The following is a 14,934-nucleotide window of genomic DNA, read 5'->3' as shown; positions in this document are numbered from 1 at the left end:
ACTTAACAGAGATCACATCTATGCTTTTTTCCCGTAAGTCGGTTTCCAAGCGTCACCTGCTGCTGATCGCGGCCGGTTTCAGCACCGTGTTGACCGGTTGCGCTACGTCGCCTGCGTCCAAGGTCGCGTCGAGCACCAAGGTCGAGTACTACCCCAACTGCTACGAGCCGGTGCAGCACCTGCGTGCCACCGATTCGAACATGACCAAGTCGGTGGTGACCGGTGCCGCCATCGGCGCGGCTGGCGGTGCGTTGTTGGGTGCCCTGACCGGCGACAAGGAAAAACGTGGCCGTAATGCCGCCATCGGTGCTGCCGGTGGCGCCCTGGCCGGCGGCGCGGCGGGTTACTACACCGAACGTCAGAAGCAGATCGCCGATGACAACCAGCGCATCGCCTCCTATGCCGCTGACGTGAATAAAAGCGTCTCCGACATCGACCGCAGCACCGCCTACGCCAAGGCGTCGCAGCAGTGCTACCAGAGTGCGTTCACCAAGCTTGTGGCCGACCGCAAGGCCAAGACCGTCAACGATACCGAAGGCCGCAAGCGCCTGGCGGAAATCGTTGCGGGCCTCAAGGAATCCAATGACCTGATCGTCGCAGTCAACGGCAAAGCCGGCGAAGACCTGAACAACTACACCCAGGCTTACGAAAAAGACCTGCAACAAGTCGGTGTGCAGCGTGCCGACGTAGTTACCGTGGCACAGGCCGAAGTGGCGCCTGTCGTGACGCCGACCAAGAAGAAAGGCGCGGGCACCAAGCCACCGAAAAAGCCGGTGCTGCCAACCGTGCCGAAAGAAGCGGTCACCACCGAGAAGACCTTGCAAACGGCCCAGGCCAAGCAAGCTGAAAGCAAGCAGGTAGCCAACGCAGGTGATTCGCAGCTCAAGCTCAACTGCACCAACCCGAACCTGGTTGACTGGGCGCCGGTACCTTGCCCTAACGTCTAAGTACTTGTTGCTATAAGCGTTAAACGCCAGCCGATCTGTGCCTAAAGCGCAAGATCGGTGGCGTTCTATTTGCAAATCGTTACACTGCTGCGGCCACTCCAATAAATACACCGAGGCCGTGTGCATGAAATTTCGTCTTCTCCTGTGGGTGCTTGGCCTGATGATGGGCAAAGCCAGCCGCACCAATCCCGCCTTCCAGCAGCAACTGGGTGACAAAGACCTGGCCTTCCAGCTGCAGACCCTCGACGGCAAGGTTGCCCGTCACTTCATTGTCAAAGACCAGCGCATCACCAGCCGTTCAGGTGTTCACCCTGAGCCTGCCTTTGCGATTGCCTTCAAAGATGCCGCCTACGGTTTTGCCACGATGCAGGCGAAGAACAAGCAACTGGCGTTCATGACGGGGATTCAGGACAAGTCGATCCAGATCAAGGGCAACCCGGCGTTGGTGATCTGGTTTCAGGGGTTGACCAAGTATTTGAAGCCGAAGAAAAAGAAGTAGGGTTTTCAGGTATACCGAGTTGGATTCATCGCAGGCAAGCCAGCTCCCACAGTCTGGCTGCGTTCCAACGCTGGAACTCGGTCAACTGTGGGAGCTGGCTTGCCTGCGATAGCGGTTTATCAGGTGAAAGATTTAGCCCTGGCTGAACTGCGATGCCAACTCGCGCAACAGCACCTCGGCATCCAACACCTTGGCGACCACTTCCTCAGCTTTTTCCCGGCTCAAGCCCAAACGCTCCAGCAACGCATCCGGAATCGCCTCATCTGGCCCCGATCCAATCCCCCGGCTACGCAACAATCGCACCGCCAGACACACCAAGTTCGGATACTCGGCATATTGACCGTCATAGGTCGGATCGTGCTGAAAGCGCAGGGCCGTGGACAGTTCATCCGGCATGTCCCAGTAGCGCATCAGCCACGCACCAATCTGCTCGCGGCTGATCCCCAGCAAATGTTGCTCGACATAGCTGTGGCACAGGTGCGGGTTGACCTCCAGGTGTCGGCAGATCAGCGAGAAATGCGGTGGGAACACATGGGCCAGCAGCAGGTAGCCGAAGTTGTGCAACAGCCCGGCCAGGTAGGTCAGGCCGGCTTCCGGGCGCTGGGCGCGGGGCATGGCGCGGGTCAGTCCCTCGATCACAGCAGCGGTGTAGATCGACTGATGCCAGTACGGAGTTGACTGATGCGGACGGTCTTTGGGCAGGCTCAGGGTTTTACCCAGTGCCAGGCCCAGCGCCAGGTTGATCACCAGATCGAAGCCCAGTACGCGCACGATGGCGTCTTCGACTGAACGGATCTTGCCCGGCGAGGCGTAGTAGGGCGACGCGGCCCAGCTCACCACTTGGGCGGCCAGCGCCGGGTCGGTTTCCACCACGCCGGTGATGTCATCGATGGTGGCGTTGGGATCGACGCGCAGCTTGATGATCTTCTGCGCCGTGTCGGCCAGCGGTGGAATCTCGATGGTCGCTTCCAGGCGTTGCTGAATGCGGCGGGCGGTGAACGCCTGCATCGCCTGGGTGATTTCCTCGCGGTCATCATTGGGGCGGTCCAGGTTCGGGCGAATGTTGCTCAATGGCTCGCCGAACTGGGCGGCACTGGCCTTGGTGAGCAGGCTCTTGAAGGCGTCACTGGGGATTTCCAGCAACAGCCCGGCTTCGCCCGAATGCACCAGCAGGCTCGGTTCGTTGAGCAGGCTGCCTTCATACAGGCACGGTGAACTGGTGAGCGGCGGCAGCCCGGGCAGCAGGCTCAGGTCATGCTTGCCAAGCATACGCTCGACGCGCTCCGGGGCTACGGCCGTAAGGCGGCGACCAGTGAGTTCGGTGAGGCGGTTGAGGTCAAGCAACTGGCTTTGTGGGAACAGCACCATGAGTGCGCCGACCGCATCCTCAAGCAGCACCGCCTGGACCTTTCGCGCAGGGTTCAGGCCCGCGTGTTCGGCGACTTCCGTGTAGGGGACGGCGAGCTTTGCGAGCAGCGCCCGAATGACCGGCGGGGCGGTCAGTGGGGCTGTGGCGAGGGCAACTTCTGACATGGCCTGATCCAATTTCTTACAGTCATTGGAGTATAACCAGCTTGATACGGGTGATGGTCGGATAAGTGCGTCGGGCGTCACACTTGGCCGTATTGCTGCCCGTGCCGCAGCCAGCGATCCAGCAGCGGGCTGACATGTTCGGGCCAGCGTTCCAACAAGGCTTGTGCGGCGTCGCGCACAGCAGGCAACAAGTCGGCGTCACGCATCAGGTCAGCGACCTTGAATTGCAGCAGACCGGTCTGGCGCGTGCCGAGCATTTCACCCGGGCCGCGCAGTTCGAGGTCTTTTTCGGCGATGACAAACCCGTCGTTGGTTTCGCGCATGATGCCCAGGCGCTGGCGGCCGATCTGCGACAGCGGCGGGTGATACAACAGCACGCAATGGCTGGCAGCGCTGCCCCGGCCGACGCGGCCGCGCAATTGGTGCAGTTGCGCCAGGCCAAGGCGCTCGGGGTTTTCAATGATCATCAGGCTGGCGTTGGGCACGTCTACGCCCACTTCGATCACCGTGGTAGCCACCAGCAATTGCAGGTTACCGGCCTTGAACTCGGCCATCACTGCGGCTTTCTCTGCCGGTTTCATGCGGCCATGGATCAGTCCGACCTTGAGTTCGCCCAGGGCGCTGGTGAGGTCTTCGTAAGTGGTTTCGGCGGCCTGGCAGGTCAGCTCTTCGGACTCTTCAATCAAGGTACAGACCCAGTACGCCTGGCGGCCTTCGGCGCAGGCGCCGCGTACGCGCTCGATCACTTCGACGCGCCGGGTGTCGGTGACCAGCACGGTGTTGACCGGCGTACGCCCGGGCGGCAGTTCATCGAGGATCGAGGTGTCGAGGTCGGCGTAGGCGCTCATGGCCAGGGTGCGCGGGATCGGGGTGGCGGTCATGATCAACTGGTGCGGATTCATGCGCCCGCCCACGCCTTTCTGGCGCAGGGCCAGACGCTGTTGCACGCCGAAGCGATGCTGCTCGTCGATGATCACCAGCGCGAGGTTCTTGAACTGCACTTCGTCCTGGAACAGCGCATGGGTGCCTACCACCATCGGCGCGCCGGCAGCGATTTGCTCCAGGGCGTTCGCACGGTTCTTGCCTTTGAGCTTGCCGGCCAGCCACGCCACTTCCAGGCCCAGCGGCTCGAGCCAGCGCTTGAAGGTGATGAAGTGTTGTTCGGCGAGAATTTCTGTCGGCGCCATCAGCGCGACTTGGTAACCCGCCTCTAGTGCTTGCAAGGCGGCGAGGGCGGCGACCACGGTTTTGCCTGCGCCCACGTCGCCCTGGATCAGGCGCAGCATGGGTTCTTGCTGGCTGAGGTCGTAGGCGATCTCATTGCCCACGCGCTGCTGTGCTCCGGTCGGCGCAAAGCCGAGGTTGGCCAGGTATTGCGCGGGCAGCCGCGTAGCCTTGGGCATCGCCGGCGCACGCAGGGAACGCATGCTTTCACGCAGGCGCTGCTGGGACAGTTGGTGGGTCAACAGCTCTTCGAAGGCCAGGCGATGCTGGGCCCAGTGATGGCCGAGGGCGAGTTCGTCCACGTCGGCATCTGCCGGCGGGTTATGAAGATAGCGAATCGCATCGGCCAGGGGCGCCAGTTGATAGTCACGCGCCAGCTCCAACGGCAGCCAGTCGGGCAAGCTTTGCGGGCCGAGCAGGGTCAGGGTCTGCATGCACAGTTGGCGCAGGCGTTGCTGGGTCAGGCCCTCGGTCAGCGGGTAGATTGGCGTGAGGGTGGTGTCCACCGGTGGCGGTTCGTCGCCGGTGATGGCGCGGTATTCCGGGTGATAGATCTCCAGGCCCGATGCACCGGGACGTGCCTCGCCGTAGCAGCGCACACGGGTGCCACGCTTGAGGCCTTCTTTCTGCGCGTTGCTGAAATGGTAGAAGCGCAGGCTCAAGCCGCCAGTACCATCCTGCAGGCGCACCACCAGGCTGCGGCGCTTGCCCATCACCACGTCAGCGCCGCTGACAGTGCCTTCGACCACCGCATCCTGGCCTGGGCGCAAATGGCCGATGGGCACGACGCGGGTGCGGTCCTGATAACGCAGGGGCAAGTGGAACAGCACGTCCTGGAGGTTTTCCAGGCCGACCTTGGCCAACTTCTCGGCCATGGCGTCACCGACACCCTTGAGTGCCGTCACCGACACCTGCGACAGCTCAGTCATACGGTTGCTTAGCTCGCAGCGGGCGGCTTGGCCACCGAACACAGGCGGATCGAGTCGGCGAGAATCTCAATTGCCTTGGGGCGTGGGAAGCTGGCGCGCCAGGCGATCGCCACGGTACGGAACGGCACCGGAGGCGTGAGTGGGCGAACTTCGATCACGCCTTGAGCGTAGTGATGGCTGTCTACCGCTGACAGCGGCAGGATCGAAATACCCAGGCCGGAAGCGACCATATGGCGAATGGTTTCCAGGGAGCTGGATTCCACCGTGGTGTGCTTGGCGCCTTCGTTGCCCTTGGTCAGGGTCGGGCAGGCTTCCAGTACCTGGTCGCGGAAGCAGTGGCCTTCGCCGAGCAGCAGCAGGCTCTTGTCGTTGAGCAGGCCGGCGTCGATGGTGTCCTTTTTGGTCCACGGGTGCGAGGCCGGCATCAGCACGTAGAACGGCTCGTCGTAGAGCGGCAGGGTCAGCACGTCCGCCTCGTTGAACGGCAGGGCGATGATGATCGCGTCCAACTCGCCGTTGCGCAGTTTGTCGCGCAGCACGTGGGTGAAGTTTTCTTCGATATACAGCGGCATCTGCGGCGCGACGCGGTGCAGTTGCGGGATCAGGTGCGGGAACAGGTAAGGGCCGACAGTGTAGATCGCGCCAACCTTGAGCGGTGCGGTCAGCTGGTTCTTGCCGGCCTGGGCCAGCTCGCGAATGCTTTGCGCTTGTTCCAGGACCTTCTGGGCCTGGGCAACGATGCCTTCGCCCACTGGGGTGAGGCGCACGGCGCTCTTGCTGCGCTCGAAAATCAGCACACCGAGTTCGTCTTCAAGCTTTTTCACGCCCACCGACAGCGTCGGCTGGCTGACGTGGCAACGCTCGGCGGCATGGCCGAAGTGCTGTTCTTGGGCGAGGGTCACGATGTAGCGTAATTCTGTAAGAGTCATAGCGGGCGTCCATGAAGTTGCGGGCCAAGCATACCGGCTGCAATCGATAGACGCACGTTATCAGAACTTTGCTGGGGATTGAGTGGGGAATGTCGGAAATTGTTGTCGCGGTGAAAGACGATGCGGGAGGGTGCGAGCCCCTCCCACATTGCTCTGCTAGCGGCGACGTTTATCGATGTTGTAAACGAAGGGCGCAACCAGTTCGACACTGCCGTTTTTCAACAAGTCGGCAGGCGGTTTGGGCAAGGGTTGAGCCTTGCGGATCATCTCCAGGGTCGCACGGTCCAGGTCGGCGTTGCCGGAGCGGCCTTCCAGTTCGTAGGACAGTACATTGCCTTCGCCATCGACCACGAAGCGCAAGCGGTTCATGCCTTCCTTGCCACGTTGCTGGGCGCCCGGCGGGTACTTCTTGTACTTCTGCAGGTGCGCCAGCAGGGTACTTTGCCAGGATGCCTGGGCGGCAAGCTGTTGTGCCGAAGGACCGGGAGCGGGCTGGGCGGATTTTTGCGCAGGCGCGTTGCTCGGCGGCGTTTCGCTCGGTGGCTCCTCGGACGGTTTCTCCTTGGGCGGATCGGGCTTTTTCTCCACGGGCTTGGGCGGTTGCGGCTTGGGTTTGGGCTTGACCGGCTTGGGCACCTGGATCGTCGGTTTGGGCGCCTCGGCCAATTTCGGCAGGGGCAGCTCTTCAACCGGTGGCGGCGGTGGCGCCACGACCTTGGGCGGTGCCGGCGGCGGCGGTGGCGCTGGCAGCGGCGCCAGGTCGATGACCATCGCGGCCGGCGGCAACTGGATCACCTGCGGCGCGGACCATTGGAGCGCGATGATGATCGCGACGGCATGCACGCCCAGCACGACGGCGAGGCTGGTGCCGTAACGCGTCAGTTTGTGGCGCGTCGTGATCATTTCTTGGCTGCCGTCTCAAGTCCGACCAGGCCTACCTTGAGGTAGCCGGCTGCCCGCAGGGCATCCATCACGCTCATCAGGTCACCGTAGTCCACGCCCTTGTCGGCCTGGAAGAAGATCGTCGTGTCTTTCTTGCCCTGAGTCTTGGCGTCGAGCACCGGCCCCAGGGTTTCAGCCTTGACCTCTTCTTCGCCCAGGAACAGGCGTTGATCCGCCTTGACGCTGAGGAAAATCGGCTTCTCCGGCCGCGGCGCCGGCTTGGCGCTGGAGGCGGGCAGGTCAACCTTGATGTCCACGGTGGCCAACGGTGCAGCCACCATGAAGATGATCAGCAGCACCAGCATCACGTCGATAAACGGCGTAACGTTGATTTCGTGGTTCTCGACGAGTTCGTCGTCGCCTTGATTCAAATGCAGGCCCATGGCCGATTACCCCACTTTCACCATGTGCGGTTGCGAGCTGCGCTCGGTAGGTAGGTGATCGAGGTCACGGCTGACCAGCAGCAGGACTTCTGCCGACGCATCCGATACCTGAGCCTTGTAGCCGGCGATCGAACGGGCGAAGACGTTGTAGATCACCACCGCTGGAATCGCGGCAACCAGGCCCAGGGCAGTGGCCAACAGGGCTTCAGCGATGCCGGGGGCAACGACGGCGAGGTTGGTGGTCTGGGTTTTGGCGATGCCGATGAAGCTGTTCATGATGCCCCATACGGTGCCGAACAGGCCGACAAACGGCGCGGTGGAACCGATGGTGGCGAGTACGCCGGTGCCGCTGCTCATGTTACGGCCGCAAGCGGCAACCAAGCGCTCCAGGCGGAACGCCACGCGTTCCTTGATGCCTTCTTTTTCGCGGGTGTTGGCCGACAGGCGCATTTCTTCCAGCGCGTCGTGCACCAGGGTGTTGGCCAGGGTGCCCTTTTTGGTTGCGGTTTCGCTCGCTTCCTTGAGGGTAGTGGCTTTTTTCAGGTGGACGATTTCAGCGCGCAGACGACGCTTGGCGCCCAGCAGCTCGAAGCCTTTGGCAATCCAGATGGTCCAGGTGATGATCGACGCGATGGCCAGGCCGATCATCACGGCCTTCACCACTACGTCGGCATTCTGGTACATGCCCCATGGCGACAGGTCGTGGGCCATGCCCAGGGTGTTGTCTTCTTCCAGCACAACGCCGGTTTCGTTGGCAGGTGCGGCGTCGCCCGTGGCCTGGGCCGGGTCGGTAGCCACTGGCGCAACGGCAGGCGCCGTCGGGGCAGCAGCATTCTGCTCGGTAGCTGCCGGAGTGGCGGGTGCGGTGGCATCAGCGAATGCGGCGGTCGGTGCCAGCAGGACGCTGAACAGCATCGCAGCAATCGCACGCCAGGCGCGGGATGGGCTGTGAGGCTTGGTTGGCGAAGCGGGGGTTGTATTACGTGTCATGCTGGCCGGACCTGAGAGAAAAAATGGGTGATCGTCCTTCCAGACCCTTTTGGGTCGAGGACAAATGGGCGGTTATTATTGCAAGTAATTCTTGTTAACTAAAGTGGCACTGTTACTTTATTTCGCTTTTTACTGGCCGTTGATCCACTCGCGCGGCTAATCTGCGCCTTTGAGAATGGAGTTTTATGATGTCTGCGCCTTCTGTTGTGATTGCCGGTTGCGGTGATGTGGGTAGTCGGCTGGCTAGCCAATTGCTGGCCTCGGAATGGGAGGTCCACGGCCTGCGCCGCGATATTTCACGCTTGCCCGACGGCGTGATCGGCATCGCTGGCGATCTGTTCAAAAAGGATTGCCCGGACACCTGGCCGATCGGCGGGGTGGATTATCTGGTGTACTGCGCCGCTGCCACCGACCACGACGAGGCCGGCTATCGCGCCGCCTACGTGCAAGGGTTGCAGCATGTATTGGAGTGGCTGGACGACTACGGCCAGACGCCCAAGCATTTGCTGTTTGTCTCCAGCAGCAGTGTGTATGGGCAGCAGAACGGCGAGTGGGTCGACGAAACGTCAGAGACGCAAGCGAAGGGTTATTCCGGGCAGGTGATGCTGGAAGCTGAGCAAGTGGCGCTCAATAGTGGTATTCCGGCCACCATCGTGCGGCTGACCGGGATTTACGGCCCGGGTCGTGAATGGCTGTTGACCCAGGTGCGTCAAGGCTACCGCGTAGCGGTTGACCCGCCTTTATATGGCAACCGGATTCACGCCGATGATGCGGCCGGGTTGTTGGCCTTTTTATTGCGGCACGTGGAGCAGGGCGGTGCATTGGACAAGGTGTACATCGGTGTCGATGATGCGCCTGCGCCACTGGCAGAGGTGGTGGGTTGGTTGCGCGAGTACCTGGGCGTAACCGAATGGGCTGAGGACGCCAGTGTGCGCCGTGCCGGCAGTAAGCAATGCAGCAATGCGCGCATCAAGGCGCTGGGTTGGGTGCCAACATACCCGACTTACCGGGAAGGCTATACCGCCATCCTGAAAGGCTGAAACCCGGTCAAACATGTGGGAGGGGGCAAGCCCCCTCCCACCTTTAGATCCAGATGACGCTGTTATTACTTTTCAAGCAGCCACTGGCGTGGGCCTGGGGTGAACTGAGGCACTTCATCCGCCTGCGCGGTGTTGATCGCCTGGAAGATTTCCAGCTGCTCACCCTTGCGTACGAAGATCCATGGATTGCCCTGGCCGTTCAGTTGCAGCCAGATGCTGTCGTAGCCGCCGCTCATGGAGGCGCAATCACCCGCCAGGCACAGTGAGTAACGGTCAACGCCAGGCAGACCGGCGATCTTGCCGTCAGCCTGGAACTGCACTGTGGCGCCGTTGCCGGTGCCGTCGGTTATCTTCCAGTCGCCGCCCATGTAGGCCGCATACAGTGCCCGTTCGAAGTTGGCACCCAGTGGTGCGCCTTCGGGGGCCGGGTCTTTGGCGCGGGCGAACAGCTGCTCTGGCTCATTGTCGTTGGCCACTTGCAGCAATTGTTTGCCTTTGCGCTTGAGTTCGGTGGCGGAGCTGCCGTAGAAGTCCACGCTCCACGCGCCGGGTTTTTCACCCGACAACTTGCCTTCCGCTACTTCAAAACCGTTGTAGTAGCGCGCCTGCAACGCCTTGGTATTGACCTCCCACTCAAGGTTGGGGCCATAGGATTGCAGGGCTTCACGCAAAGGGCCGCCCTTGGCTGCCGCGTCGATGGCGGCCTGGTTGATCCAGGTACCGCTTACGTCCAGGTCGGCCGGGTTGCTGGCACAGCCGCCCAGCAACAGTGCGAGCAACGAAGAGGCTACAAGCGCTTTGCGCATTACGAAATCCTTATGAAACGAAGCCGGCGCAGCCTTTTGGGGCTGCGCCGGGTGTTTTACTCGATGACCAGAATGGCGTCCATCTCAACCTGTGCGCCCTTTGGCAGGGCTGCAACGCCGATGGCGGCGCGGGCTGGGTAGGGTTGTTCGAAGTACTTGCCCATGATCTCGTTGACCTTGGCAAAATGGCTCAGGTCGGTGAGGAAGATGTTCAGCTTGACGATGTCCTTGAACGAACCACCGGCAGCTTCAGCCACGGACTTGAGGTTTTCGAAGACTTGTACGGTCTGGGCTTCGAAGCCTTCAACCAGCTCCATGGTCTTTGGGTCCAGCGGAATCTGGCCGGACATGTAGACGGTGTTGCCCGCCTTGATCGCCTGGGAGTAGGTGCCGATGGCGGCTGGGGCTTTATCGCTGGTGATAACTGTCTTGGTCATGAATGACTCCTTGTAATGGATCGGTTATGCACGCATACGGGTGATGCGGATCACACCGGTCAAGGCGCGCAGTTTCTTGATCACGCGGGCCAGGTGCACGCGGTCGTGCACACTGACCACCAGTTGGACCACGCTGATGCGACCATCACGTTCGTCCATGCTGATTTTCTCGATATTGCCGTCGGCCGCGTTGACGCTGCTGGCCAGCAGGGCGATCAGGCCGCGCTGGTGTTCCAGCTCCACCCGCAGCTCGACGTTGAACTCGCCGGTGACATCCTTGGCCCACGAGAGCTGGATGCATTTTTCCGGGTTGTGGCGGATTTCGGTGATATTGCGGCAGTTGTCCAGGTGCACCACCATGCCCTTGCCTGCGGACAGGTGGCCGACAATCGGGTCGCCCGGAATCGGTGTGCAACATTTTGCGTAACTGAGCACCAGACCCTCGGTGCCGCGAATCGCCAGCGGGCCTTCCGGGCTCGGCAGCTGTTCGCCTTCGCCCAGCAAGCGACGGGCGACCACGTAGGCCATGCGGTTGCCCAGGCCGATATCTTCGAGCAGGTCTTCGATGGTTTCCTGGCGATACTCGTGAAGCATCGCCTGCACGCGCTCTTGCGCAATCTTGTCCAGGGCACTGTCGAAGCCGTTGAGCACCTTGTTCAGCAGGCGCTCGCCCAGGCTGATGGACTCTGAGCGACGCTGCAGTTTCAGGGCGTGGCGAATATGCGTACGGGCCTTGCCGGTGACCACGAAGTTCAGCCATGCCGGGTTGGGGCGTGCGCCTGGAGCACTGACGATCTCGACCGTGGAGCCGCTTTGCAGGGGCTCGGACAGCGGCGCGAGACGACGATTGATCCGACAGGCAATGCAGCTGTTGCCCACGTCGGTGTGCACCGCGTAGGCAAAGTCGACCGCCGTGGAGCCCTTGGGCAGCTCCATGATCCGGCCCTTGGGCGTGAACACGTAGACCTCGTCCGGGAACAGGTCGATCTTCACGCTTTCGATGAATTCCAGGGAGTTGCCGGCACGTTGCTGCATTTCCAGCACGCCCTTGACCCACTGACGGGCGCGGGCATGGGTGCCTTTGGGCTGCTCGTCGCCGCTGGATTTGTACAGCCAATGGGCGGCGATGCCGTTGTTGGCCATCTCTTCCATTTCGCGGGTACGGATCTGAATCTCGATCGGCACGCCATGCATACCGAACAGCGTGGTATGCAGCGACTGATAGCCGTTGGCCTTGGGGATCGCGATGTAGTCCTTGAAGCGGCCCGGCAAGGGTTTGTACAAATTATGTACAGCGCCCAGCACGCGGTAGCAGGTATCGACCTTGTCGACGATGATCCGGAACGCGTACACATCCATGATCTCGTTGAAGGCCCGGCGCTTGCCGCGCATCTTCTTGTAGATGCCGTAGATGTGCTTCTGGCGGCCACTGACCTCGCCTTCGATTTCGTCGATCGCCAGGCAATGGCTCAGGGATTCTTCGATCTTGTTGACGATTTCCTTGCGATTGCCCCGGGCGCGTTTGACCGCCTGGTAGATGCGCGCCGAACGCATCGGGTGCATGGCTTTGAAACCAAGGTCTTCGAATTCGATACGAATGGCGTGCATGCCCAGCCGGTTGGCGATGGGCGCGTAGATTTCCAGGGTTTCCTTGGCGATGCGCCGACGCTTTTCGCCGGACAGCACTTCCAGCGTGCGCATGTTGTGCAGCCGGTCGGCCAGCTTTACCAGGATCACCCGAATGTCTCGGGCCATGGCCATGGCCATCTTCTGGAAGTTTTCCGCCTGGGCTTCGGCCTTGGTCTCGAAGTTCATCTGGGTCAGTTTGCTGACCCCGTCGACCAGTTCGGCCACGGTTTCGCCAAATTGCGCGCTGAGCGCTTCCTTGGCAATGCCGGTGTCTTCGATCACGTCATGCAGCATCGCGGCCATCAGGCTCTGATGGTCCATGTGCATGTCGGCCAGGATATTTGCCACCGCAAGGGGATGGGTGACATACGCTTCACCGCTACGTCGGCGTTGGCCGTCGTGGGCTTGTTCGGCGTAGAAATACGCTCGGCGGACCAGGTTGACCTGGTCGGGGCCGAGGTAGGCCGATAAGCGATCGGCGAGGGCGTCTATGCTCGGCAAAGTGTGAACTCCTGCCGATGACTGTGACCCTGCGCCGTGCTACGTCGACCTGGCATAGGCTTAGACGGCCTCGTTGGACTCGTCCTCGAACGCTGCAAACAGCGGTTCGTCTTCAACGATTTCGGCGTTGGCAATGAACTCGTAGCTCATCAGGCCTTCAGCGATTTCACGCAGGGCTACAACAGTAGGCTTGTCGTTTTCCCACTGGACCAGGGGCTCTTTGCCGCCAGTGGCCAGTTGACGGGCACGCTTGGTAGAGAGCATGACCAGCTCAAAGCGGTTATCCACGTGTTCTAGGCAGTCTTCAACGGTTACGCGGGCCATGGTATTCCTCGGAGCGAATGCAAGATGCGCGCTGCCCGGTTGGGCGAGCGGACTGAGCAGTTTAAAAAATCACCAGCGTTTAGGGAAGCGCTGATTTTTCGCAGGTTCTCGCAAAACCGCTACAAGTGCCAATGTAAGGCCCTTGCAGCGGTTTTGGGAAGCGCCAATCAGCCGAGCAGTTCGGCGAGTAATTTGCCGAAACGCTGCTGTTGACGCTTTTGCTGGAGCTGATTGGCACGGAAAATCGCCTTCAAATCATCCAGAGCGTGGGCAAAATCGTCATTGATGATCAGGTAGTCGTAGTCGACATAGTGGCTCATTTCGCTCACGGCTTCACGCATACGCCCTTCGATGATCTCGTCGCTGTCCTGGCCACGGTTGGTCAGGCGCTGGTGCAAGGCTTCAAGCGACGGCGGCAGGATAAAGATCGAGCGTGCCTTGGGCATCAATTGGCGCACTTGCTCGGCGCCCTGCCAATCGATTTCCAGGATCAGGTCGTGGCCTTCGTCCAGGGTCTGCTGCAGATGACTTTGGGAGGTGCCGTAGAGATTGCCGAAGACTTCGGCACGCTCCAGGAAGTCGCCGTGTTCGATCATCTTGACGAATTCGGTACGCTCGACGAAGTGATAGTGCACGCCGTTCACTTCGCCCGGGCGCATGGCGCGGGTGGTGTGCGACACCGAAATGCGGATCTGCTCGTCAGCGTCGGTCAAGGCTTTGACCAGGCTGCTTTTGCCCGCACCCGAAGGGGCGGAAATGATGTAAAGGGTGCCGGTGCTGTGGGTCATGGAGGTTGCCTTACTCAATATTCTGTACTTGTTCGCGCATTTGCTCGATCAACACTTTGAGGTTGACCGCCGCCGTGGTGCTGCGCGGATCGAACGCCTTGGAGCCCAGTGTATTGGCTTCGCGGTTGAGTTCCTGCATCAGAAAGTCCAGGCGCCGACCGGCGGCGCCGCCAGACTTGAGCACGCGGCGCACTTCAAGAATGTGGGTGCTCAGGCGGTCGAGCTCTTCAGCCACGTCGCTTTTCTGGGCAAGCAGGACCATTTCCTGTTCCAGGCGCGTCGGGTCAAGGTCGGCTTTCATGTCGGTGAAGCGGTCGAGGATCTTCTGGCGCTGGGTGGCAAGCATCTGCGGCACCAGTTCGCGCAGGGTGACCACATCGGCTTCGATCGATGTCAGACGCTCGTTGATCAGGCGCGCCAGTTCAGCGCCTTCGCGCTCACGGCCGGCCTTGAGTTCCTTCAGGCCCTGGTTGAACAGCGCGAGGGCTTCGGCGTTCAGGGCCTGCGGGTCGGTTGCGTCGCCCACCAGTACGCCGGGCCAGGCCAGCACTTCCAGAGGGTTCAGCGCGGCCGGTTGCTTGATCAGGCCGGCGATGGTTTCGGCGGCGGCCACCAGTTGTGCGGCGCGGTCGCGGTCCAGCTGCAGCGGTTTGCCGGTGGTTTCTTCGGTAAAACGCAGGGTGCATTCCAGCTTGCCACGGGAAATGCCCTGGCGCAGCGCTTCACGGACGGCGCCTTCGAGGTCGCGGAACGACTCGGGCAGGCGCAGGTGTGGCTCCAGGTAACGGCTGTTGACCGAGCGCAATTCCCAGCTGAGGGTGCCTTGAACCCCGGCTTTTTCGACACGGGCGAAGGCGGTCATGCTGTGCACCATGGAGGTACCTCGTGTTGGATAGATAGAGATTGGCCAGGCCGACCTGTAGGAGCGAGCAAGCTCGCTCCTACAGTCGAGAGGCGCAGGATTGTAGCGCAGTGCGCAGGAGGCGCCCAAACATGCGCATTCGTAACCGAATTTTTAGAAGTGCCCCGAATC

General features: G+C 61.3%; 15 protein-coding genes. 3 read left to right on the top strand and 12 right to left on the bottom strand.

Annotated features, from left to right (window positions below):
- The first annotated feature begins 20 nt into the window (after window positions 1-20).
- Window positions 21-947 carry a type VI secretion system-associated lipoprotein TagQ gene (gene tagQ, locus PSEBG33_RS00620; protein ID WP_005792498.1) on the top strand — a complete coding sequence of 309 codons (927 nt, stop codon included), beginning with the start codon at window positions 21-23 and terminating at the stop codon, window positions 945-947.
- 124 nt (window positions 948-1,071) lie between these two features.
- Window positions 1,072-1,446, top strand: a complete 375-nt coding sequence (locus tag PSEBG33_RS00625) for a hypothetical protein (RefSeq protein ID WP_032803751.1) — start codon at window positions 1,072-1,074, stop codon at window positions 1,444-1,446.
- Between the two features lie 132 nt (window positions 1,447-1,578).
- Here PSEBG33_RS00625 and PSEBG33_RS00630 read toward each other — a convergent pair whose 3' ends face one another.
- The 6 genes from PSEBG33_RS00630 to exbB all read right to left on the bottom strand — a co-directional run bounded on the left by PSEBG33_RS00630 (window position 1,579) and on the right by exbB (window position 8,376).
- A complete protein-coding gene (locus PSEBG33_RS00630; RefSeq protein ID WP_005792496.1) occupies window positions 1,579-2,979 on the bottom strand; it encodes an aminoacyl-tRNA deacylase and HDOD domain-containing protein in 1,401 nt (466 codons plus the stop codon).
- A gap of 77 nt (window positions 2,980-3,056) precedes the next feature.
- Entirely contained in the window at window positions 3,057-5,132 is a 2,076-nt protein-coding gene (recG, locus tag PSEBG33_RS00635) for an ATP-dependent DNA helicase RecG (protein WP_005792495.1), read from the bottom strand.
- 8 nt (window positions 5,133-5,140) lie between these two features.
- Window positions 5,141-6,061, bottom strand: a complete 921-nt coding sequence (locus tag PSEBG33_RS00640; protein ID WP_005792494.1) for a hydrogen peroxide-inducible genes activator — start codon at window positions 6,059-6,061, stop codon at window positions 5,141-5,143.
- A 156-nt stretch (window positions 6,062-6,217) separates the two neighbouring features.
- The gene (locus tag PSEBG33_RS00645) at window positions 6,218-6,964 is read right to left on the bottom strand and encodes an energy transducer TonB family protein (protein WP_005792493.1); all 747 of its coding nucleotides are present in this window, start codon (window positions 6,962-6,964) and stop codon (window positions 6,218-6,220) included.
- A complete protein-coding gene (exbD, locus tag PSEBG33_RS00650; protein WP_003195519.1) occupies window positions 6,961-7,386 on the bottom strand; it encodes a TonB system transport protein ExbD in 426 nt (141 codons plus the stop codon). The genes PSEBG33_RS00645 and exbD overlap by 4 nt, the downstream gene beginning before the upstream one ends.
- A 6-nt stretch (window positions 7,387-7,392) precedes the next feature.
- Window positions 7,393-8,376 carry a tonB-system energizer ExbB gene (gene exbB, locus PSEBG33_RS00655; protein ID WP_005792492.1) on the bottom strand — a complete coding sequence of 328 codons (984 nt, stop codon included), beginning with the start codon at window positions 8,374-8,376 and terminating at the stop codon, window positions 7,393-7,395.
- A 188-nt stretch (window positions 8,377-8,564) separates the two neighbouring features.
- Here exbB and PSEBG33_RS00660 point away from each other — a divergent pair, with 188 nt between their 5' ends.
- Complete coding sequence (locus PSEBG33_RS00660) at window positions 8,565-9,416, top strand: SDR family oxidoreductase (RefSeq protein WP_005792491.1); 852 nt, start codon at window positions 8,565-8,567, stop codon at window positions 9,414-9,416.
- A 65-nt stretch (window positions 9,417-9,481) separates the two neighbouring features.
- On the opposite strand, the gene PSEBG33_RS00665 is transcribed toward PSEBG33_RS00660, so the two are convergent.
- The 6 genes from PSEBG33_RS00665 to PSEBG33_RS00690 form a co-directional block, all read right to left on the bottom strand.
- Window positions 9,482-10,222 (bottom strand): hypothetical protein, encoded by a 741-nt coding sequence (locus PSEBG33_RS00665; RefSeq protein WP_005792490.1) that lies wholly within the window; start codon window positions 10,220-10,222, stop codon window positions 9,482-9,484.
- Window positions 10,223-10,278: 56 nt separating this feature from the next.
- Complete coding sequence (locus PSEBG33_RS00670) at window positions 10,279-10,659, bottom strand: RidA family protein (RefSeq protein ID WP_003176922.1); 381 nt, start codon at window positions 10,657-10,659, stop codon at window positions 10,279-10,281.
- A gap of 24 nt (window positions 10,660-10,683) precedes the next feature.
- Window positions 10,684-12,789: a bifunctional GTP diphosphokinase/guanosine-3',5'-bis pyrophosphate 3'-pyrophosphohydrolase gene (spoT, locus tag PSEBG33_RS00675; RefSeq protein ID WP_005792489.1), complete on the bottom strand. Its 2,106-nt coding sequence runs from the start codon at window positions 12,787-12,789 to the stop codon at window positions 10,684-10,686.
- Between the two features lie 60 nt (window positions 12,790-12,849).
- The gene (gene rpoZ / locus PSEBG33_RS00680) at window positions 12,850-13,113 is read right to left on the bottom strand and encodes a DNA-directed RNA polymerase subunit omega (protein ID WP_003176920.1); all 264 of its coding nucleotides are present in this window, start codon (window positions 13,111-13,113) and stop codon (window positions 12,850-12,852) included.
- Between the two features lie 167 nt (window positions 13,114-13,280).
- On the bottom strand, window positions 13,281-13,901 hold the full coding sequence (gmk, locus tag PSEBG33_RS00685) for a guanylate kinase (RefSeq protein WP_003213284.1): 621 nt from the start codon (window positions 13,899-13,901) through the stop codon (window positions 13,281-13,283).
- Window positions 13,902-13,911: 10 nt separating this feature from the next.
- On the bottom strand, window positions 13,912-14,775 hold the full coding sequence (locus tag PSEBG33_RS00690) for a YicC/YloC family endoribonuclease (protein WP_005792488.1): 864 nt from the start codon (window positions 14,773-14,775) through the stop codon (window positions 13,912-13,914).
- Window positions 14,776-14,934 lie beyond the last annotated feature (159 nt).

Origin of the sequence: Pseudomonas synxantha BG33R (assembly GCF_000263715.2) — a bacterium.
In the GTDB taxonomy this organism is placed as follows: Bacteria; Pseudomonadota; Gammaproteobacteria; order Pseudomonadales; family Pseudomonadaceae; genus Aquipseudomonas; species Aquipseudomonas synxantha_A.
The sequence above is the reverse complement of the archived record's forward strand: the minus strand, read 5'-3'. Positions and strand labels throughout refer to the sequence as shown.

Bases quoted from the DNA above. Each gene is read 5' to 3' on its own strand.
- tagQ (WP_005792498.1), top strand. From the start codon at position 21: ATGCTTTTTTCCCGTAAGTCGGTTTCCAAGCGTCACCTGCTGCTGATC.
- exbD (WP_003195519.1), bottom strand. From the start codon at position 7,386: ATGGGCCTGCATTTGAATCAAGGCGACGACGAACTCGTCGAGAACCAC.
- gmk (WP_003213284.1), bottom strand. From the start codon at position 13,901: ATGACCCACAGCACCGGCACCCTTTACATCATTTCCGCCCCTTCGGGT.
- PSEBG33_RS00630 (WP_005792496.1), bottom strand. From the start codon at position 2,979: ATGTCAGAAGTTGCCCTCGCCACAGCCCCACTGACCGCCCCGCCGGTC.
- PSEBG33_RS00690 (WP_005792488.1), bottom strand. From the start codon at position 14,775: ATGGTGCACAGCATGACCGCCTTCGCCCGTGTCGAAAAAGCCGGGGTT.
- exbB (WP_005792492.1), bottom strand. From the start codon at position 8,376: ATGACACGTAATACAACCCCCGCTTCGCCAACCAAGCCTCACAGCCCA.
- PSEBG33_RS00665 (WP_005792490.1), bottom strand. From the start codon at position 10,222: ATGCGCAAAGCGCTTGTAGCCTCTTCGTTGCTCGCACTGTTGCTGGGC.
- PSEBG33_RS00660 (WP_005792491.1), top strand. From the start codon at position 8,565: ATGTCTGCGCCTTCTGTTGTGATTGCCGGTTGCGGTGATGTGGGTAGT.
- PSEBG33_RS00625 (WP_032803751.1), top strand. From the start codon at position 1,072: ATGAAATTTCGTCTTCTCCTGTGGGTGCTTGGCCTGATGATGGGCAAA.
- PSEBG33_RS00640 (WP_005792494.1), bottom strand. From the start codon at position 6,061: ATGACTCTTACAGAATTACGCTACATCGTGACCCTCGCCCAAGAACAG.
- PSEBG33_RS00645 (WP_005792493.1), bottom strand. From the start codon at position 6,964: ATGATCACGACGCGCCACAAACTGACGCGTTACGGCACCAGCCTCGCC.
- recG (WP_005792495.1), bottom strand. From the start codon at position 5,132: ATGACTGAGCTGTCGCAGGTGTCGGTGACGGCACTCAAGGGTGTCGGT.
- rpoZ (WP_003176920.1), bottom strand. From the start codon at position 13,113: ATGGCCCGCGTAACCGTTGAAGACTGCCTAGAACACGTGGATAACCGC.
- PSEBG33_RS00670 (WP_003176922.1), bottom strand. From the start codon at position 10,659: ATGACCAAGACAGTTATCACCAGCGATAAAGCCCCAGCCGCCATCGGC.